We start from the raw sequence: 23,026 nt of genomic DNA, 5'->3' as shown, positions 1-23,026 counted from the left end.
ATGTCTGCAGAACAGTTGACCGTCGCCGTTATCGGAGCCGGAGGCAAGATGGGGATGCGCGTTTCCCGCAACCTCCAGAAGTCCAGCCACACCGTGTTCTACTCGGAGAACTCACCCGCAGGCCAGGAGCGCGTCCGCGCCGAAGGCCGTGAAATCACCGCCACCGACGACGCCGTCAAGGGCGCCGACGTCGTGATCCTCGCCGTCCCGGACACCGTCCTGGGCGTCGTGTCCGAGGGGGTCGTCCCGCAGATGAAGTCCGGCGCGATCCTGCTCACCCTGGACCCGGCCGCCGCCTACGCCGGCCTGCTCGCCCAGCGCGGGGACGTCGTCCAGGCCGTGGCCCACCCCTGCCACCCGTCCGTGTTCCTGGAGCGCACCACCAAGGAAGAATGGGCCGACACCTTCGGCGGCGCCGGCGCCCCGCAGAACGTCGTCGCCGCGATCGACGAGGACGCCTCCGCGGACACCAAGGCAGCCGCCGAGGCCACCATCCGCACCATCTACGCCCCCGTGATCGACGTCCACTGGGTCACCGTGAAGCAGCTCGCCATCCTCGAGCCCACCCTTGTGGAAACCGTGGCCTGCATGATCGGCACCCTGCTCAACGAAGCACTGCACGAGACCGTCCACACCGCCGGTGTGCCCGAGGAAGCCGCCAAGGCCATGCTGTTCGGCCACGTGCAGATCGCCCTCACGAACGCCCTGCGCGGTTCCAACCCGTTCTCCGAGGCCTGCGAAATCGCCATCCAGTACGGCAAGGACACCATCATCAAGGACGACTGGAAGAAGATCTTCGACGACTCCGAACTCGACAGCGTCATCGCCAAGATGCTGAAGCTGGACGCCGTCAAGCGGTAAGGCAGCGGGCCAGAAAACCCAGCCTAGTGGCAATGGGTCCGTCCCCCCGGGACGGGCCCATTGCCGTTTAAGCCCTGAAGCCAAATATTTCCGGCCGGTAAAATCTTTGCCGGACCAGCCGGCGTCGGGCGTGTGCCGCCCCGGTTTGACTTGAACCTCGCCGGATTCCCCCTCCGGCTCTGCAGCCCCGACGCTCCGGGGAGCAGTTCCTCCGAGCCCGGCCCTCCTTTATGCAAACGAATGGATTAGCGCGCAAATTTTCGCTTTATGTCTGCTCTGACCTCGTGTTTCTTCTCACGGGCGGTATCCTTGCGGCCCGTGTTCCGCCGTCAATAGCGTGGATAAGGACCCTTCGAACGAGCTAAGGACATATATGCCCTCGCCAGCCGCCACGGATCCAAACCCCATCCACTCCGGCAGGAGCCGGATACCAGTCCTGGCCCGCCTGACCTCGGGCCTGCGCTGGGACCTTCCCGCCTCCCTCGTGGTCTTCCTCGTTGCTGTCCCGCTGTCGCTCGGCATCGCAGCAGCGTCTGGTGCCCCCGTTATGGCCGGGCTGATCGCGGCCGCGGTCGGCGGCATCGTGGCAGGCAGCCTGGGCGGCGCGCCGCTGCAGGTCAGCGGCCCGGCCGCAGGCCTGACAGTCATTGTCGCCGGCCTCATTGAGCAGTTCGGATGGCCCGTCACCTGCGCCATCACTGTGGCTGCCGGCGTCCTCCAGGTGCTGCTGGGCATGGCCAGGGTGGGGCGGGTGGCCCTGGCCATCGCGCCGGTGGTGGTGCATGCGATGCTTGCCGGGATCGGCATCATCATCGTCCTGCAGCAGCTGCACGTCATGCTCGGCGCCGAAGCCGGCGAGGCGGCGCTGCACAACATCCTTGCATTGCCGGACACCCTCGCCGTGCTCGACCCGCAGGCCGCATTCCTGGGCGCCGTGGTGATCGCGCTGCTCGTCGGGTGGAAGCACATGCCCGCGGCCGTCCGCCGCGTGCCCGGGCCGCTCGTCGCCGTCGTGGCCGCGACGCTGCTCTCGCTGCCGTTCAATTCCGACGTCGACCGGATCACCTTCGACGGTTCGCTGCTGGACGCGCTCTCCCTTCCGCACCTGCCGCAGGGTGAGTGGACAGCCATTGCGGTCGGCGTCGTCACGATCGCCCTGGTGGCGAGCGTCGAATCGCTGCTGTCCGCCGTGGCCGTCGACAAGATGCACCACGGCGACCGGACGGATTTCAACCGCGAGCTCCTCGGCCAGGGTGCCGCCAACGTGACGTCGGGCATGCTGGGCGGGCTTCCCGTCACCGGCGTGATCGTGCGCAGCGCCACCAACGTGGAGGCCGGGGCCCGGACCCGCAAGTCCGCCATCCTCCACGGCATCTGGGTGCTGGTTTTTTCCCTGCTGCTGGCAGGAGTCATCCAGCTGGTGCCGAACGCCGTGCTCGCCGGGCTGCTCATCATGATCGGTATCCGGCTCGTCAAGGTTGCCGACTTCCAGACGGCACGGGTCACCGGTGACCTGGCTGTCTACGCCGCCACGCTGCTGACGGTGGTGTTCGTCAATCTGCTGGCCGGAGTGCTGATCGGGCTTGCCCTGGCCGTGCTGCTGGTCCTGTGGCGCGTGGTCCGCGCCAGCATCCACGCCGAGCCCCTCGGTGCAGCAGCCGAAGGCCGCTGGCGTGTGGTCATTGACGGTTCCTGCACGTTCCTGTCGCTGCCGCGCCTGAGCAAGGTGCTGGCCGCGGTGCCGGCGGCCGCCCATGTCACGGTGGAGCTCGACGTCGACTACCTCGACCACCCCGTCCACGACACCCTGGAGGCCTGGCGCGTACGGCACATGAACAACGGAGGCAGCGTCGAAATCGAGGAGACCGGCACTGCGACGCTCCATGCCGCCCTTGCCGGAACACCTGCGCGCGGCTCCTCGCGGTCGGCCCTGCGCGGCGGGTTCGCGCCGTGGCGGAGCTGGCAGCGGGACGGTGGGGCGCCGGCCGGCGCCGCGGAGGATGTACCGGCGCCCGTTCGTTCGGTGCTCAGCGGCGTCGACAGCTACCATCGCCGCCACGCCCACCTGTTGCGCCCCCACGTCCAGGAGCTGTCCACCTTCCAGGACCCGGACACGCTTTTCATCACCTGCGCTGACTCGCGCCTGGTGCCGAACCTGATCACCAGCAGCGGCCCGGGCGACCTGTTCACGGTCCGGAACGTGGGCAACGTGGTGGGAAGCGACCGGCTTGAACCTTCGGTGGAAGCTTCCCTGAAGTTCGCGGTTGAGGAGCTGTCGGTGAAGAACGTGGTCATCTGCGGCCACTCCGGCTGCGGCGCCATGACCGCCCTGCACGCCGGACCGGCCGGGGGCCGGGGGCCGGAAGGGCAGGAGGAACGGTGCCCCGTCGAATCCTGGCTGGAGCACGGCAGGCCAAGCCTCGAGTCGTTCCATGCGGGCCATCCCGTCCAGGTTGCAGCCGAGCAGGCCGGATTCGGCGCCGTGGACCAGCTAGCCATGGTCAATGTTGCAGTCCAGCTGGAGCGCCTGCAGCGGCACGCCAGCCTGCAGGACGCCGTCCGGAACGGGGACGTGCACGTGACCGGCCTGTTCTACGACATTGCCACGGCCAGGGTCCTCCAGGTCACGCCGACCGGCATCAGCCACCTGGACCCGTTGCCGCAGGCCGGGGAGCTGGCGCCCGCCTGACGGGTCTCCCGGGCCATCGGCAAGTCTTAAAGGCAGCTGGTCTCCACCCGGGCAATCGGGGGGCGCTCTGCGTACCCGCTTGTGCAGGCGCGTAGCCGCTGCGGCAAAGACGGGTAGCCGACCCCCGTGACTGGGGCGGGCCGCACGCGTTGAATGGTCTGACACCCACCGGGGTACGGGGAGTGGTGCAGGACGAGCGGTAAGGCGCGAGAACCGACGAAGGAGACGAACATGGACGGATACAGGCCATGAGTTCCGGGCTGGCATCAGCGGTGATGTTCGCCGGGTCTTTGCCGGGGTCCATCCTGCTCACGCTGGGGCAGGCGGTGGTGGTGGTGTGCGCCTGTTCGGACATGGTCCGCCTGATGTCCGTGCCGCGCTCCCACAGAAGGTATCTGGCCAACACCGTCTTCCGCACGCTGGCGTTGCCGGCGATCCTGGCCACGGCGGTCAGGGCGCTGCTCGATGCTGCCTCCGGCGTCTGGCCGAACGTCACGGCCGGCATGTTTGTGCTGGTGGTCCTGATCTACCGGTGGCGGACCGACACCGACGAGGACAGCTGGTGGAAGGGCAAGGGCAAGGCGCTGGGGCGGTGGTTCAGCAGGCGGATCGCCTTCGGGCTCACGCCGGCCTCGGCCGCGGCGATGTCCGTCGCAGGCCCGGGATCCGTCAGTCGTTGAAGAGCCCCGCCAGGTCCTCGGCCGTCAGCGCGCCGCCCGAGAGTGCGTCGCCCTCCATCACATCGGCGAACAGCTGCGACTTCTTGGCCTTCAGGGCCATGACCTTCTCCTCGATGGTGTCCTTGGCCACCAGCCGGTAGACCATGACGTTCCGGGCCTGGCCGATCCGGTGCGTGCGGTCCACGGCCTGGGCCTCCGAGGCCGGGTTCCACCACGGATCGAGCAGGAACACGTAGTCCGCCTCGGTCAGGTTGAGCCCGAAGCCGCCGGCCTTGAGGCTGATCAGGAACACCGGGGCCGTGCCGTTCTTGAACTCGTTGACGACGTCGGCGCGGTTCCGGGTGCCGCCGTCGAGATAGCAGAACTCGATATTCTCCTCGGTGAGCCGTTCACGGACCTTGCCCAGGAAACCCGTGAACTGGCTGAAAATGAGGGCACGGTGGCCTTCGGCCACGAGGTCCTCCAGCTGCTCGAACAGCACATCCAGCTTGCTCGAGCGCACGCCGGACAGTGACTCGTCCACCAGTGAGGCGTCCAGGCTGAGCTGCCGCAGCAGCGTGAGCGACTGGAAGATGGTGAACCGGTTCTTGTTCACGTCCTCGATCAGGCCCAGGATCTTCTGCCGCTCGCGCTGCAGGTGTGTCTGGTAGACCTTCTGGTGCCGCGGGTTGAGCACCACCTCCAGCACCTGTTCCTGCTTCGGCGGCAGGTCCTTGATGACCTGCTCCTTGGTGCGGCGCATCATGAGCGGACGGACCCGACGGCGGAGCTTGTCCAGCTGCCCCTTGTCACCGTTTTTCTCCACCGGCTTCTGGTAGTACTCGGCGAACCTCGACGGGCTCGCAAACAGCCCCGGGGCAACGATGGAGGTCAGTGCCCAGAGCTCCATGAGGTTGTTCTCCAGCGGTGTGCCGGTGATGGCCAGCTTGAATGCCGCCGGAAGCTTGCGGGCGCACTGGTAGGCCTTGGACTGGTGGTTCTTCACGAACTGGGCCTCGTCCAGCACCAGCCCGGCCCACTGGCGCCCCGCGTATGATTCGTAGTCGATCCGGAACAGCGCATAGGACGTGATGACGACGTCGGCCCCGGCCAGGGCTTCGGCAGGGTCCGCGTCGCTCTTGGCAAACGTCTCGCCGACGGCGCGCACCGTCAGGCCGGGCGCGAAGCGGGCGGCCTCGGCCTCCCAGTTGCCCACGACGCTGGTGGGGGCCACCACCAAAAAGGGCGTGCCGCCGTCGTTCGCTGCCTTGCCCGGCGCTGTTTCCGGGTCCGCTGCCGTAGCGTCCGGCGGCGAAGCCGCGTGCTCCTTCGCCGCGCACATCAGGGCCAGCGCCTGGACCGTCTTTCCCAGGCCCATGTCGTCCGCGAGCACGCCCCCGAGGCTGTGGCGGTACAGGAAGCTCAGCCAGTTGTAGCCTTCGAGCTGGTAGGGGCGCAGCTCTGCGTTGAGCGTGGCCGGCAGCGGCAGCCCCTGGACACCGTCCTCCAGCAGCCCGCCCACGGCCGCGCGCCAGGCAGCCGCCTGCTCGTCCACGATCCCCAGCTGGGCAAGCTCATCCCACAGGCCGGCCTGGAACCGGCTGATCTGCAGCGGCGCGTCCTTGTTGTCCTGCAGCGCGCGGGCCTCATCGATGAGGGCCCGCAGCTGGTGCAGCTCGGGGAGGTCGAGCGAGAAGTACGCCCCGCTGGGCAGCAGCATCCGCGTCTGGCCGGCGGCGAGGGCTGAGAAGAGGGCCGCGAAGGACACCGGATGGCCCTCGAGGGTGATCACGATGCCAAGGTCGAACCAGTCCCGCTGGTCGGTGGCCTTCGTGGAGATGGCCACCACCGGAGGGTCCTCGGCCTCCCGGTAGTCGGCAATGTCTCCGGACGTGTCCACGTCGACGCCGGGGGTGGCCTTGAGCTTCGGGAGGACCTCCTCCGTGAAGGCGAGCGTGTCCAGCCCGCTCAGCTCCGCGGTGGCCGCGAGCCGTGGCGTGCCCCAGCCGCCGGTGGCGGACTCGCCCAGCTTGGGCACCACGTCCCAGGGCTGGCCCACGGCTTCCAGGATCCGGGCTTCGGCCGGGTCGTCGCGGTAGCCGTGATCGCCGGGATGGCGCCAGAGCGGCTGTGCGGTGACGATGTTTCCGGATTTGTAGTGCCATTCCCAGTGCAGGCGCACGCGGTGGTCGGTGCCGTAGTTGGCCAGCAGCGACAGGGTGGGGAGGGCGAGCTCGGGCAGTTCGACGGACTCGTCTGCCGCCGTCACGCGCGCGGTCTGCTTGAGCTTGGGATAGAACCCCGTCAGGAAGCGGCCTTCGTCCCGTGCCGGGATGTGCAGGGTGCTGCCCGCCGTCACGAACGCGAGGAGCTCCTCACTCAGGCCGCTCTCCAACGGTGCCAGGGTGATGATCTCGTCCGCGGCGACTCCCGGCAGCGAGTCCCCGCTGGAGGTGATGAAAATTCCGTGCGCCGGGCGCCCGATGGTGCCCACCGAGGCCGGATCAACCTCGGTTCCGTCGACCGTGACCGTGGACGCGAGCTCCAGGCCCCCTTCCTGCCCGTCACTGCCGTAGCGGCCCAGGTTGAGGCCCACGGCCGCCGGCTCCGCCGCCACCTTCACGGGCTCCTGGCCGCGGCTGTGCACCAGGGCGACGCCGATTTCCCGGGCTTCCTCCAGGAGACTCCAGAGATTCTTGCCGGCGAAGGAGTTCAGCCCCAGCCAGGAAGCAGCGGACGACGACGAATACGGCCGGTTGGCGCCGGCGGTATGGGCCGCCAGGAAGGTCTGCATCCACTCGACGTGCGCCTGGTTGCACTCACGCTTGAAGCTCAGGTAGCTCAGGGTGTTCCATGAGACGTCGCCGCGGATCCATTTGCCTTTGGCGCCCATGATCACCGGGCGGGCCTTAAGCTGGCGGACGCTGCGGAGCGGGTCCCGGCGGCCTGTGTAGGAGAAGTGCGGGGCCGGCTCCTCCACCTCGAACTGCAGGGCAAGGGGAGTGCCGCCGCTCTGCTGGGCCGGGCCGGCCTGCGAAATGAGGGGGCTCAGCGCCTGCTCCCAGTCAGAAAGCGCCGGGACGGACTGTTCCCGCGACACCCTGGAAACATCGGCGGGGGACAGGAGCTGAACCCTGACAGCGGGGTTGTCCTCTGCGGCGAACAGCAGAGCGGCAACGTGCTTGCAGTCCTTGCGGACCGGGCAGCTGCAGACACCCACCGTGCAGCTCCAGCCGCCGCCCCTGCGGACCAGCTTGGCGGTCGTGGAGTAGGGCACCTCCAGGCCGCCCCGGACCTTGCCGAGCATCAGCCCGGTGGCGGAGTCGAAGGAGATTCCGGAGACGCGGCCGCCCATGGCATAGGCGAGTCCGGCCGCAAGGGAGCGGTCGTTGATCGCGGGGGTCTGGATTGCCAGTGCCGCACTGTCGTCCGGGTGGGAAGGCATGGGTGCGCGCTACTTTCGGCAGGTCGGGAATCTGCAGGTTATCTGATCCATCTTAGTAGGGCGGAGGAGGCTCTCAAATTTGCCGCCGGCCGCCGTCGGGCTTTTCTGCCACTGCCCAAAGGCGCCGCAGGCGCAAAACTTTCGCCTGGCGTTAACTTCGCCCTAAACCTGCAGCCAGCCGGGGCCGCGTACGTTGAAGGTGTCCTGAGCACCACCGGTTTTTCAGCAGTAAGGATTCCCATGACTTCCAACGAATACCCCGTTGTCCTGACCGTTGAAGGCACAGCAGGCAGCGATGCAGGGACAGTTGATTCCAACGTTGCGGTGGTGAACACCATGTACCAGGAGCTGCTCGGTGCGGGGGAGATCGCGCCCAACGCCCTGCGCAGCTACTTTGTGGACTTTTATCTGACGCAGTCCCTGGGCGGCGGCTTTGCGCAGTATGTGTTCACCGCACAGGACCGTGAGGAAATCGACGCCTACATCCGTGAGGGCCTGGAAGGCATGGGCGCCGCCGGGCATGCTGACCTGTTCAACCGCACGGCGGAAACCTTCGACTCCCTGTCCGAGGAGGAAGCTGATACCTACCTCGACGGCGTGGCTGACGCCAGTGATGATGGAGTGCTCCCGGAGCCCGTGCAGGCCATGGAGGACCTCGACGCTGAATTCGAGGCGCTCCTTGAAACGGAGGATTTGGTGGCCCTCAACGCGGCGTGGCTGCGCGGACAGGAAGGCCTCCTGGTCCTGAACGACGATGAGCTCACCGCCCACATCGCCAAGCGGGTGGCAGCGCTGCTGGACCTCGAAGAACGCCGAGCTGAGGCCGAGGAAGAGGCCCTGGAGAACGCCCCGGAATTCGAGATCATCATCCGGGAGCTGTGCGACATCGCCGGGTATGAGCTGCAACGGATCACCATGGGCGATCCGAACTACGACCACAACGGCGAGACGGTACTCGCCTGGCGCTTCAGCACAGACCACGGCGACTTCCTCATGATCGAGGATGAGGACGAGGCCTTCATGCTCAACCCCGATACCAAGGAAATCGTGGCCGCCGTCGAGTTCGAAGAACTGGAAGAGGACCTCGTGGAGGCGTAGCACCGAGCGGGGCGGCCGGCACCTCCCGCTGCCGGCTGCCCCGGTGCAGTGCTTCGGTCGCGGGTAACCCTCCTTGAGGGGTCTTGCAGGTTCTGGTTAAAGGTTTCCGCAGGGTGGCGTCCGGATACTGGCTTCCTCTTCAGATCATGGACCTGAAGAGGATCACCCTTGCTGGGTCTCGGCCGGGGTGAAGTCTGGGGCCTTTGAGGGGAGCTTTCCATGAAACCTGCAAGAAGCCGTCCACGCCTGGCAGCCGCCATCACGGCCGGAGCGCTCGTGGCACTGGCCGTTCCCACGGTGGCTGTTCCGGCGTTCGGCGTCATCAGCAACCCGGGGACGCATATCATCACCGTTTTCCCGGAACGCGACATGGTCTCCGCGGAGGGATACGCCTCCAGCGACCGCCCCACCATCCAGGTGCTTCGCGGCGGCGCCGTTATCGGCACCGCATCCAATCTGGTGCCCGTGGGCGGGATCGTCGAAGTCAACCACCCCGGCGGAGGCTGCTGGGAAGGAACCACTCCGGACATCCGCTCCGGGGATGTCATCCGCGTTCTCACAGCGCCCGACGTCGGCGACCAGACGTTCGTGGGGAACGTCACCGTCACGCAGCCCGCCACCAAGACCAACGCCACCACCGTGGTGATGAAGGGTACCGCCGTGGCGCCCGGCGGCGGGCAGCTTCCGGCGGACGAACTGGAAGCCAGGATTGTGGCCGCCAACCAGTCGTTCGCCCTTAATGGGCGGCGTACCCTGCGTGCCGGGGCCCCGGGTTCAGGCGAGGAGGGCGTGGTTGTTTACGACGGGCCGGGCCTCACCACCTGGACGGCAACCTGGACGGGTCTCGGCGGTGTGGGTGCGGACGGCCTGACCGACGCAGACCGGGCAGCATCGCCCACCAACTCCGAAAGCCGGGGCATGTGGCTGGGACGAAATGCCGCGGTGGGCAACGAAGTCACAATTTTCGAGTACGGCGCGGTCGGCGGTCCGGCCGGCCCCGAGTGCACCGCACCCCTGGCCAAGGGGCCGACGGTACCCAACCTGGTTGCCGCCAGTGACACGGGCCGGCTCAGCACGGACAACATCACACGGGACACCACACCCACGTTTGCCGGTGCTGTCGCCCTGCCGGACGCGGCAAGCGTCAACCTGTTCATCGACGGCGTGGCCAGCGGCAGCGCAACGGTGGTGAACGGCACCTACTCCATCACGTCCAGCAGAGTGCTGGCCAACGGCCGGCATACAGTCACCGCCGGCGAAGTCAGCCCGGCCGGCGTCGAAACCCGCTCTGTTGGCTCGCTCACCGTCACTGTCGACACAGCGGGGCCCGTGATCACCGCCAAAGCGCCGGGAGTGAGCTCGACGGGGGCAAGCCAGACCGGGAACGTCGCCGCGAAATTCAACGAGGCGATTGCAGGACTGGGAACCGCCACCTTCAAATTGCGGAATGCGGCAGGGACGGTTCTGGCAGCGCCGGTCAGCTGGAACGCGACAACCCGGGTTGCCACCCTGAACCCGACGGCGACCCTGGCAGCCGACAGCAGGTACACGGCCAGCCTGACGGCCGGCATCACCGATCTTGCCGGCAACCCGATGAGCGCATCGTCATGGACGTTCACCACGGGGCCGCGGCCGACGGTTACGGCAACAACACCCGGCGCAGGGCGCACCGGAGTGCCCAGGGCCGCAAACTTCGCCGCCTACATCAGCGAGCGGGTGTCAGGCGTCGGCGCCGGAACCTTCACGCTGCGAAAGGCGGGGACCACCACTGTTATCCCGGCAACCGTCACCTTCAATTCCGTGACCAGGGTGGCCACACTCAACCCGGGTGTAACGCTCGCGGCGAACACGCAGTACACGGCGTCACTGTCCACGGCCATCAAGGATGCGGTCGGAAATTCCCTGGTTCCGAAGTCCTGGAGCTTCACCACCGGACCGTAGGCAGCCTTTGCCGCTGGTTGTAACGTCCGGCGGGGCGTATTTGAAGTCGATGGGCCCGGTCTGCGGGGCGTGTTTTGAACTCGGCAGGCCCGGCCTGTGGGGCGTGTTTGAACTCGGCGGGCCGGCCGGTGGGGCGTGTTTTGAACTCGGCGGGCCCGGCCTGTGGCTGCTGTCAGCTGTTTTGCTCCAGTGCGGTCTCCAGGAAGTCCAACAGCTCCTGATCCACCTGGTCCTCCGCAGTGAGCCGGATCTTGCGGTCGAAGAAATCGCCGTCGCGGACTTTGACTGCCTTGAGGCGCTCCCCAATAGGCGCCTCAAGGCGGAGGGTGACATCCACTGCGGTGTTGTTGGCCCGCGTCACCTGCGCGAACTTCCGGCGGCTGCTGTGCAGCGAGATGTAGCCTTTGCGCATCTGGACTTCCACACCCGGATGGGCTGCGGCCCACGCCAGGAGGGTGTTGGCGATGGGCCGCAGGTTTGGATGGTCCCTGTACTGGCCGTCAAGGAGTTCGTCGGCGTCCCGCAGCATGAAATCGGGGTAGCCGAACATCTCCCACGACACGGCGTACTGCGCATAGCCCGTGATGCCATGCTCGGCGCGCATCCATTCGCGCAGCTCGGCGTCGCTCTTCAGCCCGGCGGAGCGTCCCTGCTCCGCCCACCAGTGAACGTCATGTCCGGACTTTCGCAGCAGCAGTGCCTGGTTGTTGTCCACCATGGACTTCCAGGTTCCGGCAGCTGCTGTCAGACTGTGTGGATTCGCCATGCTCCGATGGTAGTGCCGGCACCTGTCGCCAGGCGCCGGCACAGACCTGAGCGTTTACTTGATCATCTCCCCGTCGGGTGCCACGAGGTACCAGACGTTTCCGACGCCCTGGCCGGTGATGTCGCCGGGGGCCTTGTCCTTCTCCCACAGGTAGACGGGCATGCCGTTGACCGTGACCTGCTTCTTGCCATCCGGGGTGTCAATGGTGCCGACCGTTCCCGTAACACCCTCGACCTTGGGGGTGTCCGTGGCAGCAATCACCGGGGGCCACTTCACGAGGCAGTCGCCGGTGCAGTTGCTCTTTCCGGAATCCTTCACGTCCTTGGTGAAGTAGTAGACGCTCATGCCCTTGCCGTCCACCACGATGTCACCCTTGCTGGACGATGCGGTCTTGAGGTCCACCGTGGCCGAATCGCTGGTGGCCGATGCGCTGGCGGTGGTCGCCGGCGATTCACTGGCCGGGGCGGCCGCCGTGGTGGTGGCCGTCGTGCCGGATCCGCCGCCACATGCCGTCAGTGAGGCGGCAAGGGCCATAACTGCGAGGCCAACGCTCAGTTGCTTCTTCATGTGCTGCTCCTTGGCTCGGGCCGGCAGATTGGGAGACCGGCGCTATTTGGAATGACGCACAAAGGTGAAGAATGGTTCAAAGGAATCTGGAGCTGGCCGGAATTGAACTTATCCCCGGCCACCGACGTCGTATTTGCCAGGAAAGCCCGCCCGCCCGGAACGGCTTCATAGGGTCAGTGCAGGGAGGCCGAAGGTGCCGCTGGATGAGGATTTGGTTGCAGCGATCTACCGTGAGCACGGAACGGCGCTCCGCCGGTTTGTGCTCAGTGCCTCCCGCGACCCGCACATGGCTGACGACATAGTCCAGGAAACGGTGCTTCGCGTCTGGCAGCAGGCTCCCAAGGTGACGGGCAGCATGCGCAGCTACCTGTTCCGGACAGCCCGGAACATCATGATCGACAACTACCGGAAGGCCCAGCGCCGCCCGCAGGAGTCCGAGGACCGTGACCTCGCGGACCCGGAGGAAGCCACCGGACGGGTGGATGATCTCCTGAACAAGGTGCTGATGGAGGAGGCGCTGCTGCGGCTGAGTTCGGAGCACCGTGATGTGCTGGTGGCGCTGCACTACCGGCGGTTCACGGTGGGCGAAGCGGCGGTGCAGCTGAACATTCCGAGCGGAACGGTGAAATCCAGGGCCTTCTACGCGGTGAAGGCCCTGCGGACAATACTCGACGAAATGGGTGTGGAACGGTGAACGGCAAGGAAGTCCATGAGTTGCTGGGGGCATACCTGCTGGGAGGACTCGACGACGCGGACAGGCTGCGGTTCGAGGACCACCTCAAGCAGTGCGGCACGTGCCGCCGTGAACTGTCGGACCTGGAATCCCTGCCGGGCCTGCTGGATGCGCTGCCCGTCCCCGATGCCGTGGCGCTCGCCGTTCCTTCGCCCCGCCGTCCCGGCGCGGACACCGCGTCACCTGACCCGGCGCCCGTTCCGGGGCCGGTTCTCGACGAACTGTCGGCCCGCCGTCGTAATTCCCGACGGCGGGTGACGGCTCTGGTGGGGGTGGTGGCGGCAGCCTGCCTGGCCCTGGGATTTGCGGCGGCGCCGCTCTTTGATCCGGCCGATAAACCCGACGCCAGCTACTCGGTCAGGGCAGACACCGGCATGCAGGTCACCGTGGGCATGGTCAAGAAAACCTGGGGCACCGAGCTGGCCGTCGATGGCCGGAGCCTGCCCCAGAACGGACGGCTTTCACTGTGGGTGAAGGACCGTGCCGGGGTTGAGGACCGCGCCTGCGCGTGGATGGCAACACCGAGCGGCAGGGTCCGGGTCACCAGCGCCACGCCGCTGCAGTACACGAGCATCGCCAGCGTCGAGGTGCGGAACGACCGGCAGCAGACCATCGCCGTCATTTCGGTGCCCGGCACCTGAAACTGCCTGGCAGCTGAAACTGCCTGCCACCTGAAACTGCCCGGCACCGGAAACTGCCTGCAACCTGAAACTGCCTGGCAGCTGAAGCTGCCTGGCAGCTGAAACCGCCCGGACACCTGAAACCGCCCGGACAGCTGAAACCGCCCGGACACCTGAAACCGTCTGTGCACTTGACGCGGGCTGGCTCCCGACGCGGGCGGGCCAGCCGGGGTGTGCTGTCGGTTCAACTGCCCAGGGAATCACATCCTGGCGAGCCTTGCCCGCGCTACCATGAAGACCCCGTAGCAGATGAGTCCCGCCCCCACTGCAGCCAGCACATACACTCCGAAAGGCTGCTCACGCAGGGCACGAAGCCCGCCGTCGAGACCTGTCGACTGTTGGGGGTGGACGGTGACTGTTGCGATGACCACCAGCAGGCCAGTCACAAACAGGGCAACGCCCTTGGCCACATAGCCCGCCATCCCGAGGGCAGTGATGGCTTTGCGTGCGCCGGGGGAGGACGGCGGATTGATGTGCTTCTCGAAGGACTTCCTGAAACCGCGGACGGCGTAGATGATCCCAACCACGGCTACACCCACGCCTATCAGCACCAACAGGAGGATGCCGCCGGGTGCCTTCATCAGGCTGACCGTGAAGTCGCTGGTTGATTCCCGGTTGTCCTTGCCGGTACCGCGGGCGAAAGCGGCCAGCGTGAAGGCCAGCCCGGCATACACGACAGCCTGCGCTCCAGCCTGCAGCTTCTTGCCGGCCTTGTGCTTCGTGGGCAGCCGTTCAAAGTCGAAAATGGCGTCGCCTGCCTGCCACAGCGCCAGGGCGATGCATCCCGCGAAGCTGACCCACAGGAGCAGGGGGCCGGCGGGCTGGGTCGCAAGTTCGGCGACGGCGCCGCTGACGTCCGCGTGGCCGCCCCGGCCTCTGGCGAGGCCGAAGGCAATAAGACCGACCAGTATGTGCAGCACGCCGCTCGCGGCAAAGCCGCCCCGCGCCAGCATTTCGAGCGGTTTGGAGTTCGAGACGTCCTCGGCTTTGTCAGCTGCTTTACCGGCTGCGCTTCTCAGTTCCCGTTTGATGATCATTCCTTCGCGCCGGCACATCTGGACAGCTGCTGTGGTTCCCTGCAACTGCGTGTGGCACTCCGCCACACGCTTATCGTGTCACGGCGCGGCACCCGGCAACAGAGCCCCGGCACAGGGACGGATCGGCCGGTGTTCCCGCGCTTGGAGCAGGGTCCGGCAGGGGCCACAACTGTACGTTCGCGCTGTCCAGGCCCTTGAGGTGGGGCTAGATACGGCGGTAGCAGAGGTCGAAGATCATCCTGCCCGCTTCGTGGGCCTTGTTCTCGAAGCTGGTCCGGATGCGGCCCTCGAAGCGCGGGGCCCAGCCACCTCTTTCGTCGATGCCTTCGTTGGGTCCGGTGTGCTCCGTGCTCACGGGCGCCCGTCCCTCCTTGACCGGGGCGCCGCCCACCAGGGTCTCGACACCGGTCTGCCACACCCGGGTGAGGGGGCTCTCGGGGCCGCTGCGCTCGCCGTCGTGCAGGTTTTCGAACGCGTCCGACCCGGCCAGGACGTCGCGGACATGCACGGCGTAGTTGGACCAGTCCGTCGCGATGCGCCACAGACCGCCCGGCTTCAGCGCCTTCGCGGCAAGCTCGGCGAATTCTGGTTGGATCAGGCGGCGCTTGTGGTGCCGGGACTTGTGCCAGGGATCCGGAAAGAAGACCCAGAGTTCGCTGACCGAGCCGGGCGGCAGCATGGTGGCCAGGACCTCAGGGGCGTTTGCCTCCACCACGCGCACGTTCGTCAGGCCGCGGCTGTTGATTTTGATCATGGTGTTGGCCAGGCCGGGGGTGTAGACCTCCACGGCGAGGAAGTTCTTGTCCGGGTTCTCCTCCGCGGCGTGGCAGACAGCTTCGCCCAGACCTGAGCCGATCTCGACGATCAGCGGAGCCTGGCGTCCGAACTCCGCTTCGGCGTCGAACGAGTAGTCCGGGTGGACCGAGGTGTTGGCCACGTGGCGGGGCACGTCGATGGCCCAGCGGCCCGAGTGCTCCTCCCACGCGGCCTGCCGGCGACCCTGCAGCCGGGTTCCGCGCCGCACGAAACTGACAGGCCGGCCGCCGTAGGTTCCGTAGGACGCCTGGCTTCCCGGCGTGACGGGCCTCGGCTGGTTCGGATTGGCCGGCATCTGCGGGGTTTCGGGTGTTTCGCTCATCCCTTCCAGAATAGTGGAGCCGATTACGGCATGCGTTTTCAGCCAAGCTCTGAAGGGGCCCGTCAACCCAAGGAATCAAAGGCGGTGGCGGCAGTTCAATAGAAGACATCAAACTGGCCTCGCTGGATCGAGGGGAAAAAGAAGATGATGAACTCCGCCGGCACCACTATGAGGCCAGCAATACCAGCGCTCCACCCGCTCGAACGGCGAGGCGCCCGATTGAGGGCGAAAAACCCTAAAATCATGGCGAGCAGACCCAAGGCCACTGGCAGGCTAAGGAAGACAAAATTTGCCATCCACTCCCTGCCGTTGCTACCGGTGTCTGGACGGGTGAACAGCGCGACAAACATCGTGGGCACGATCGTGACCATCATGCTGGGCATCACCAGCAAGGCACAGATGATGCTGGCCACACCCGGTCCGGATCCGCACTGCTTGGGGGCGCCGCCGCCTTTCCCTGGCGGGGCGTACCGCGGCGGCGGCTCAAGGTGCTCGGGCATCGCCTGATCGTTCACTGTGTCCTCCTTTATTGGGGCGGCCGCCCTCTTTATCGGGGCGACCGCCCTGTGAAGCCGCGTGTGTTGCCCAGAGTATTTGCACGGGCGATGGCCGGGATATGGTGCTGCGCCCATATGTGGATAACTTCAGGAGGAAGGGCACCGCGGCACCTGGCGGCGGCCAGCAGAGGCGGCTGCAAGAATGGGCGGGTGATCGACGACCGGAATCCACGCAAGCATGGCAGTCCGCCGCACCACTCTGCCGGCAGTGCGGAAACCGTTGCGGACACCCTGGTAGACGCAGAGGCTGACGACATCCCCGCCGCCGAACCCACCCACGTTGGCAGCCGCCGGGCCATGGTCTACCTGGGCCTGTGCCTGGTGCTGATCGGGCTGAACCTGCGCACGGTGTTCTCCAGCTTCTCGGCGGTTCTCCCCGAGGTGACGTCCGACGCCGGCCTGCCGGGCTGGGCGGTGGTGGTGCTGACCACGGTGCCGGTCACCCTGCTCGGCGTGTTCGCGCCACTGGCTCCCGTGCTGGCCCGGCGTTTCGGCGCGGAACGGGTACTGCTGGGCGCCATGGCAGTCCTGACTGCCGGCCTGCTGCTGCGGCCGGCGGAGATCCCGGGCATCGGGCACCTGCCGGCGCTGTTCGCCGGGACGGCCGCATGCGGGGCCGCGATTGCGCTGTGCAACGTTCTGCTGCCCGGGCTCGTGAAGCGGGACTTTCCGCACCGGCTCGGCCTGATGGGCGGACTGTACACCACGGCCATCTGCGCCTCTGCGGCGCTGGGCGCAGGCTTTACCTACCCCATTTTCAGCGCTGCCGGGCAGTGGACCTCGGCGCTTTGGTTCTGGGCGGTGCCGGCCGCCGTCGTGCTTTTGCTTTTCCTGCCGGTGGCGGCGCGCCAGCGGCACGGGCAGCACACGGCGGTGCGGGACGGCGTCAGCGTGTGGCGCTCGGCGGTGGCCTGGCAGGTCACGATCTTCATGGTGCTGCAGGCGATGATGTCCTTCAGTGTCTTTGCCTGGCTCGCGCCGATCCTGCGTGAACGCGGCGTGGACGGCGGGACAGCCGGGCTGATCGTGTCCGTGTCCATTGTGCTGCAGATGCTGGGCTCGCTGTTCGCGCCGGCACTCGCCGCCCGGTTCCGCGACCAACGGGCGATCAACACGGTGGTCGCCCTCATGACGGGCGGCGGCTTTGCCCTCAGCATCTTCGGCCCCCTGGAGCTGGTCTGGGTGTGGACCGGCCTGCTGGGGCTGGGCCAGGGAAGCCTCACCGCCGTCGCCCTGACCATGATCATGCTCCGCACCCGCGACGGACACACCGCAGCCCACCTCTCCGGCATGATGCAGGGGGTGGGCTACGGCGTCGGTTCCACGGGCACGCTGCTGGTGGGCCAGCTGCACCAGGCAACGGGATCCTTTGCGGCCGCGGGGCTCCTGTTCCTGGCTGTGGGGTTGCTGGCTGCGGTGTTCGGCTACAGGGCGGGGCGGAACAGGTACATCGGGGGTTGAGCTGGCTCAGTGTGCCAGGTCTTTGCCCTTCGTCTCGGGGATGGTGAAGATGAATGCCACGCTGACGGCCAGCAGCATCACCGCGTAAACGTTGAACAGCTGGGGCATCTGGACCGTGGTTCCCAGCCACTGCTGCAGGTACGGGGCCGTGCCGCCGAACGCCGCCACACAGATGGAATAAGGCACTCCCACGCCGACGGTGCGGATGCTCGTCGGGAACAGTTCGGCGTACACGGCGGGGACGATGGCGGCGCTCGCGGCGATGAAGATGAGCATCACGGACATGCCCACGGCCAGCTGCCAGGCGGAATCCTTCAGCAGCCAGGTCATCGGGAAATGCATTACGGCGGAGCCGATCGCGCCGGCCCACAGCACCTTCTTGCGTCCGATCCGGTCGGACAGCTTGCCCCAGACCGGAAGCGCCGCGATGAACACGATGTTGCCGATGACGCCGGCCCAGAGTGCCTCTCCGCGGTCGATTTTCAGCGCGGTGGTCGCATAGCTCGGCGCCACCACACCCCAGATGTAGTAGATCACCGTCAGGCCGACGGTCAGGCCGATCACCTGTACGGCCTGCTTGCGGTACCGGACAATCTGCGGCCAGATCGGGGCGCGCTTCTGGCCGACGGTCTCGTCCTCGAACACGTCCGTCTCGTGCAGCCGGGACCGCATGATCAGGGCGTACAGGCCCATGGCGGCCCCGATCAGGAACGGGATGCGCCAGCCCCAGGCGTTCATGACCTCGGTGGTCAGTGCCATGTTCAGCACCGCGCCCAGCAGCGTGCCGAACAGGATGCCGACCGTGCCGGAGGTGTAGATCAGCGTGGCCCAGAAGCCGCGGTGTTCCCGGGGCGCCATCTCGGAAAGATACGTTTGCGACGACGGCAGCTCACCGCCGTGCGCCAGGCCCTGGACCAGCCGGGCGACCAGCAGCATGAGCGAGGCCCACGCCCCGACGCTGGCGAACGTGGGGGCGATGCCGATCATGAGGCTGCCCAGGGACGCCAGGCCGACGGCGAGCGTCATGGATGCCTTGCGGCCCACCCGGTCGCCGATCCAGCCGAACAAGAAGCCGCCGAAGGGGCGTGCGACGAAGCCGACGGCGAAGATCGCCAGGGTGGACAGCACGGCTGAGGCGGGGTCGGACTTGCTGAACAGCTGGCTGGCAATGAACGGCGTGAAGGTTGCATAGATGGCCCAGTCGTACCATTCGACGGCGTTTCCGATGCCGGTACCGACGATGGTCTTGCGGGTCGAAACCCGGCCCTCGCTCTGGGCGTTGATGATGGCGGTCATGTTGTCTCCCTGGGATGGGCGGGTTAGAGGGCCGGAACGGACGCGGATGCACCGGCTGAAGCAGGGGCGCCGGCAGTGGCCAGCGCCTCCAGGCGGCTGATGGCGAGTTCCGCGTAGAGCGCGGCACCGTCAGACAGCACGCCGTCGTCGAACGTGGCGTACGGCGAGTGGTTGAACGGGGAAGTCGTGTGGTCCGCGCCCTGGGGGACGGCGCTGAGCCCAATGAACGTGCCGGGCACCTCGGCCAGGACCCGGGAGAAGTCCTCGGAGCCGCTGAGCGGTGTGGCCCAGCGGGAGAGCCGGGACCCGCCGAACAATTCACCGATGACCTTCTCCGCGGTGTGGGTTTCGTCCTGGTCCGTGATGGTGAGGGGGTACTCCTGCTGGTAGTCCACGTCCACCTCAAGGCCGTGCGCCGCCGCGATGCCTTTGAGCAGCCGCGGAACGGCGTCCATCATGCGCTGCCGGTTCTCCTCGGAGAAGGTCCGGATGGTGGCTTCGATGCGTGCCGTTTCCGGGATGACGTTGCGTTTGGTGCCCGCCTGGAGCACACCGACGGAGAGCACCACGGGATCGAACATGTTGAACTGGCGCGTGACCATCACCTGCAGGGCGGTCACCATCTCCGCGGCAGCTGTCACAGGATCCTTGGCCGAATGCGGGGCCGAACCGTGCCCGCCGGCACCGAGGACGGTGACCACCAGGCCGTCCGAGGCGCTGAGCATCACGCCGGGTTTGGTGCAGAACGTTCCGTGCGGTTCGAGGGAGGAGAACACGTGCATGCCGTAGGCTGCGTCCACCCGCCGGCCGGGGGCATCCAGGACCCCTTCGCGGATCATGTAGCTGGCGCCGTCGCACCCTTCCTCGCCGGGCTGGAACATCAGGACGACGTCGCCCGCCAGCCGGTGCCGCCGTTCGGCCAGGAGGGTGGCAGCACCGGCGAGCATGGCGGTGTGGAGGTCGTGGCCGCAGGCGTGCATGGCGCCGTCGATGGTGGAGGTGTAGCCCACGCCGGTCTTCTCCTGGACGGGCAGCCCGTCCATGTCCGCGCGAAGTAGCACGGCAGGCGGCAGGGCAGCCGGCGGAAGCGCGGCGGGTGCCGCGCCGGCAGACGTGCCGGAAGTGCCGCCGTCGTACGCCCCGCCGCGCAAAACAGCGGTGACCGACGTCGTCTCCTTGCCCAGGGTGATCTCGTACGGCAGGCCCTCCAGAGCCTTCAGCACTTTTTCCTGGGTCCGCGGCAGGTGCAGCCCGATCTCGGGTTCCCGGTGCAAATCATGGCGGAACCGGGCAAGGTCTTCCTGCATCTGGCGGGCGTCTTCGGCGAGCGGCACGTGTTCTCCTCGTTGGTGGTCAGGTGGTGTGGGTCTATTCTGGAGTGGTCTGCTTCACATCTGGTCGAAGAGCTGGAAAAATGCAAAAGCGCTGCCCGATATCCACGATTCGTGCATGGCGGCGCGGAGGGAGGGCAGCTGGACGTCACGGAAGAGGACCTCGCGCTGGTCAATGCCCTGCAGATCGCACCGCGGCTGAGCTGGGCGGATGCTGCGGAAGTGCTGGGGGTACACGCCACCACGCTCGCGGCGCGGTGGGAACGGCTCACCGCCGCCGGGGCGGCGTGGGTCACTGCGCATCCGATGGGGGACCCGCAGAAGATGTGCCTCGCCTTCGTGGACGTCGAGTGCGAGCTGCACCGCCGGGCGGAGGTCACCCATGCGCTGGCGGCGGTGCCCGAGATCGTCACCGTGGAGGAGGCGGCGAGCAACCGGGACCTGATGCTGACCGTCATCACCGGCTCCCTCCAGCACTTCACGGCCGTGGCATCGAAGCTGCATGCCATCGAAGGGCTGGTCAAATACCAGACTTCCCTGGCAACGCGGCTGCACACCGGCGCCTATGCGTGGCGCATCAATGTGCTCAACCGCAGCCAGCTGCAGGCGCTCAAGGCGCTCGCCGGTCCCGAGGCGGCGGCGTCGGCACCCTCGGCGGCGGTGCGGGAGCCGCTGCCCGCCAGCCACCTGGCAATCCTGCCCTTCCTGTCGAAGGACGGCCGGGCGACCGCCGCGGACATCGCGAGGGCGCTTGACCGCCACCCGGCCACCGTGCAGCGCCAGCTGAACCGGGTGCTTGCCAGCGGCCTGCTCTCTTTCCGCTGCGAGATCGCGCAGCGGTACTCGGGCTTCCCGGTGACCTGCCACTGGTTCGCCAATGTCCCGCCGGGCCAGCATGAGGCCGCGGCCGAGGAGCTCCGCAGCTTCCGGAATGTGCGGCTGAGCGCCTCCACCACGGGCCGGACCAATTTCGTCATCATCATGTGGCTGCAGTCCCTCGCCGACGTCATGACGGCGGAGCTGGCCCTGCAGCAGCGCATCCCGGGCATTGAGCTGGCGGAGAGCGTGGTCATGCTGCGGACGGTGAAGCGCGTGGGCTGGATGCTGAACGCCGATTCGACGGCGAGCGGCGACGTCGTGGCCGTGCCCGCCGCCGCGCCGGAGCTGGTGGGCTGACCATGCAGGAATCAGCCCCGTCCTTATCCGCGCCGCCCGGCGCGGGAATCCTCCAGCGGCCCTACCTGCTGGTGACCGTGGGTGCCTGTGCCCTGGTGTTTCTCGCCGCGTTCGAGTCCCTCGCCGTCACCACCGTCATGCCCGTCGTGAGCCGGGAACTCGGCGGGGCCGGCCTGTACGCGCTCGCCTTCGCGGGTCCGCTGGCCACCGGCGTGATCGGCATGGTGGGTGCCGGGAACTGGTCCGACCGGCGCGGCCCCGTTGGCCCGCTGCTGGCCTCCGTCGCAGTCTTCGCACTGGGCCTGCTCGTGGCGGGCACTGCCGGAACGATGTGGGCCGTGGTGGCCGGCCGGCTGGTGCAGGGGCTGGGCGGCGGAGCCATGACCGTGACCCTGTACGTGGTGGTGGCGCGGGTCTATCCGGCCGTCCTTCATCCCAGGATCTTCGCCGCCTTCTCCGCCGCGTGGGTGATCCCGTCGCTCGTGGGGCCGTTCGCCGCCGGGCTCGTGGCCCAGCTGGCGAGCTGGCACTGGGTGTTCCTCGGCGTCGTCATCCTGGTGGTGCCCGCGCTGGCAATGCTGTTTCCCGCGCTGCGCGGCGTGCGGTCGGGCAGTGCAAACGGGAACGGTGACGCGAACGGGAACGGCAGTGCGCCCGGGCAGGGTGACCCGGTGCCCTGGGCGCCGGGCCGGCTGGCCTGGGCGGCGCTCGCCGCGCTGGCCGTGCTGGGCCTGAACCTGTCCGCCGGACTTCAGGTGGCCGGACTTCAGGTGGGCGGACCGCTTGTCGCGGGCGCCGCCGTCGTCATTGCACTGCTGGCCGTGAAGCCGCTGGTGCCGCGCGGAACTCTGACGGCGCGGCGGGGCCTGCCGAGCGTGATCCTGATCCGGGGGCTGGTTGCGGCCGGGTTCTTCGGTGCTGAGGTCTACCTGCCGTACCTGCTCGTGGAGCGCTACGCCTTCTCGCCCACGTTCGCCGGCCTCACGCTGACCGGCGGCGCCCTTGCATGGGCGGCGGCGTCGGGCGTCCAGAGCAGGCTGGGCGGGAGGATGGGCAGCCCGGCCGCGGTGCAGATCGGCTCGGTCATGGTGCTGCTGGCGATCGCCCTGGCGCTGGTGACAACCGCGTTTGGCTGGCCGGCCGCCGTCGCCATTGCCGGCTGGGTCCTCGCCGGCGGCGGCATGGGGCTCGCGTATCCGCGGCTGAGCGTGATGACCCTGGCGCTTTCCACGCCGGAGACCGAGGGCTTCAACAGCTCCGCGATGTCCATTTCCGATTCCCTCGGGGGCGCCCTTGCGCTTGCCGCAACAGGGATCGTGTTCACGGCATTTACGGCGACGGCGGCCTCCTTCGCAGGCGTCTTTGTGCTGACCGCGGTCATCGCCGCCGCCGCGGTCGCCATAGCGCCCCGCGTGGCCCACTAGCCTTCTTGTCCTTTGGAGTTTTTGTACAGATATCGCGACTTCATCGCCCTCGAAGTCGCGATACGTGGACAAAAACTCCAATGAAAGGGCCTCAGATGAGGGGGGAGGACCCTGTAGTAGAGGTGGGTCGCGGCGTCGCCTGCCGGAGTTTTTGTACAGCTGTCGCG

18 protein-coding genes are annotated in these 23,026 nt (G+C 67.4%); 10 read left to right on the top strand and 8 right to left on the bottom strand.

Annotation, left to right across the window (positions count from 1 at the left end; all coding sequences use genetic code 11):
• The 3 genes from ACFUTU_RS03190 (at position 1) to ACFUTU_RS03180 (ending at position 4,230) form a co-directional block, all read left to right on the top strand.
• A complete protein-coding gene (locus tag ACFUTU_RS03190) occupies positions 1–861 on the top strand; it encodes a phosphogluconate dehydrogenase C-terminal domain-containing protein (protein WP_377960555.1) in 861 nt (286 codons plus the stop codon).
• 373 nt (positions 862–1,234) lie between these two features.
• Complete coding sequence (locus ACFUTU_RS03185) at positions 1,235–3,550, top strand: SulP family inorganic anion transporter (RefSeq protein WP_377960553.1); 2,316 nt, start codon at positions 1,235–1,237, stop codon at positions 3,548–3,550.
• A gap of 248 nt (positions 3,551–3,798) precedes the next feature.
• Entirely contained in the window at positions 3,799–4,230 is a 432-nt protein-coding gene (locus ACFUTU_RS03180) for a hypothetical protein (protein ID WP_377960551.1), read from the top strand.
• Here the strand turns inward: ACFUTU_RS03180 and ACFUTU_RS03175 are convergent.
• On the bottom strand, positions 4,220–7,654 hold the full coding sequence (locus tag ACFUTU_RS03175; RefSeq protein ID WP_377960549.1) for an SNF2-related protein: 3,435 nt from the start codon (positions 7,652–7,654) through the stop codon (positions 4,220–4,222). The two genes, ACFUTU_RS03180 and ACFUTU_RS03175, sit on opposite strands and share 11 nt — an antisense overlap.
• Positions 7,655–7,894: 240 nt before the next feature.
• On the opposite strand from ACFUTU_RS03175, the gene ACFUTU_RS03170 reads away from it, so the two are divergent.
• Together ACFUTU_RS03170 and ACFUTU_RS03165 are read left to right on the top strand one after the other, a co-directional pair.
• Positions 7,895–8,752 carry a hypothetical protein gene (locus ACFUTU_RS03170; protein WP_377960547.1) on the top strand — a complete coding sequence of 286 codons (858 nt, stop codon included), beginning with the start codon at positions 7,895–7,897 and terminating at the stop codon, positions 8,750–8,752.
• A gap of 219 nt (positions 8,753–8,971) precedes the next feature.
• Positions 8,972–10,693, top strand: coding sequence for an Ig-like domain-containing protein (locus ACFUTU_RS03165; RefSeq protein WP_377960545.1), 1,722 nt, complete (start codon positions 8,972–8,974; stop codon positions 10,691–10,693).
• A gap of 172 nt (positions 10,694–10,865) precedes the next feature.
• On the opposite strand, the gene ACFUTU_RS03160 is transcribed toward ACFUTU_RS03165, so the two are convergent.
• Together ACFUTU_RS03160 and ACFUTU_RS03155 are read right to left on the bottom strand one after the other, a co-directional pair.
• The gene (locus tag ACFUTU_RS03160; protein WP_377960543.1) at positions 10,866–11,459 is read right to left on the bottom strand and encodes a DUF5655 domain-containing protein; all 594 of its coding nucleotides are present in this window, start codon (positions 11,457–11,459) and stop codon (positions 10,866–10,868) included.
• Positions 11,460–11,513: 54 nt separating this feature from the next.
• Positions 11,514–12,026 carry a hypothetical protein gene (locus ACFUTU_RS03155; protein ID WP_377960541.1) on the bottom strand — a complete coding sequence of 171 codons (513 nt, stop codon included), beginning with the start codon at positions 12,024–12,026 and terminating at the stop codon, positions 11,514–11,516.
• Between the two features lie 193 nt (positions 12,027–12,219).
• On the opposite strand from ACFUTU_RS03155, the gene ACFUTU_RS03150 reads away from it, so the two are divergent.
• Together ACFUTU_RS03150 and ACFUTU_RS03145 are read left to right on the top strand one after the other, a co-directional pair.
• Positions 12,220–12,720, top strand: a complete 501-nt coding sequence (locus tag ACFUTU_RS03150) for a sigma-70 family RNA polymerase sigma factor (RefSeq protein ID WP_377960539.1) — start codon at positions 12,220–12,222, stop codon at positions 12,718–12,720.
• Positions 12,717–13,400, top strand: coding sequence for a zf-HC2 domain-containing protein (locus tag ACFUTU_RS03145; protein ID WP_377960537.1), 684 nt, complete (start codon positions 12,717–12,719; stop codon positions 13,398–13,400). The genes ACFUTU_RS03150 and ACFUTU_RS03145 overlap by 4 nt, the downstream gene beginning before the upstream one ends.
• A gap of 239 nt (positions 13,401–13,639) precedes the next feature.
• On the opposite strand, the gene ACFUTU_RS03140 is transcribed toward ACFUTU_RS03145, so the two are convergent.
• The 3 genes from ACFUTU_RS03140 to ACFUTU_RS03130 all read right to left on the bottom strand — a co-directional run bounded on the left by ACFUTU_RS03140 (position 13,640) and on the right by ACFUTU_RS03130 (position 16,129).
• Positions 13,640–14,476, bottom strand: a complete 837-nt coding sequence (locus ACFUTU_RS03140; RefSeq protein WP_377960535.1) for a DUF1206 domain-containing protein — start codon at positions 14,474–14,476, stop codon at positions 13,640–13,642.
• A gap of 205 nt (positions 14,477–14,681) precedes the next feature.
• On the bottom strand, positions 14,682–15,614 hold the full coding sequence (gene trmB, locus ACFUTU_RS03135) for a tRNA (guanosine(46)-N7)-methyltransferase TrmB (protein WP_377960533.1): 933 nt from the start codon (positions 15,612–15,614) through the stop codon (positions 14,682–14,684).
• A gap of 95 nt (positions 15,615–15,709) precedes the next feature.
• Positions 15,710–16,129, bottom strand: coding sequence for a hypothetical protein (locus tag ACFUTU_RS03130; RefSeq protein WP_377960531.1), 420 nt, complete (start codon positions 16,127–16,129; stop codon positions 15,710–15,712).
• A 273-nt stretch (positions 16,130–16,402) separates the two neighbouring features.
• Here ACFUTU_RS03130 and ACFUTU_RS03125 point away from each other — a divergent pair, with 273 nt between their 5' ends.
• Positions 16,403–17,632: an MFS transporter gene (locus ACFUTU_RS03125; RefSeq protein WP_377960746.1), complete on the top strand. Its 1,230-nt coding sequence runs from the start codon at positions 16,403–16,405 to the stop codon at positions 17,630–17,632.
• Between the two features lie 6 nt (positions 17,633–17,638).
• Here the strand turns inward: ACFUTU_RS03125 and ACFUTU_RS03120 are convergent, their stop codons facing one another.
• Both ACFUTU_RS03120 and ACFUTU_RS03115 read right to left on the bottom strand, forming a co-directional pair.
• A complete protein-coding gene (locus tag ACFUTU_RS03120; RefSeq protein ID WP_377960529.1) occupies positions 17,639–18,928 on the bottom strand; it encodes an MFS transporter in 1,290 nt (429 codons plus the stop codon).
• A gap of 23 nt (positions 18,929–18,951) precedes the next feature.
• The gene (locus ACFUTU_RS03115) at positions 18,952–20,262 is read right to left on the bottom strand and encodes a M20 family metallopeptidase (protein ID WP_377960527.1); all 1,311 of its coding nucleotides are present in this window, start codon (positions 20,260–20,262) and stop codon (positions 18,952–18,954) included.
• Between the two features lie 138 nt (positions 20,263–20,400).
• Between ACFUTU_RS03115 and ACFUTU_RS03110 the strand changes: the two genes are divergently transcribed.
• Both ACFUTU_RS03110 and ACFUTU_RS03105 read left to right on the top strand, forming a co-directional pair.
• The gene (locus ACFUTU_RS03110; protein WP_377960744.1) at positions 20,401–21,435 is read left to right on the top strand and encodes an Lrp/AsnC family transcriptional regulator; all 1,035 of its coding nucleotides are present in this window, start codon (positions 20,401–20,403) and stop codon (positions 21,433–21,435) included.
• 2 nt (positions 21,436–21,437) lie between these two features.
• Complete coding sequence (locus ACFUTU_RS03105) at positions 21,438–22,859, top strand: MFS transporter (protein WP_377960525.1); 1,422 nt, start codon at positions 21,438–21,440, stop codon at positions 22,857–22,859.
• Positions 22,860–23,026: the final 167 nt, after the last annotated feature.

Origin of the sequence: Arthrobacter sp. NPDC057388 (assembly GCF_042668165.1) — a bacterium.
GTDB lineage: Bacteria > Actinomycetota > Actinomycetes > Actinomycetales > Micrococcaceae > Arthrobacter.
Note: the sequence above shows the minus strand (reverse complement) of the source record. Positions and strands in the feature narration are given on the sequence as shown.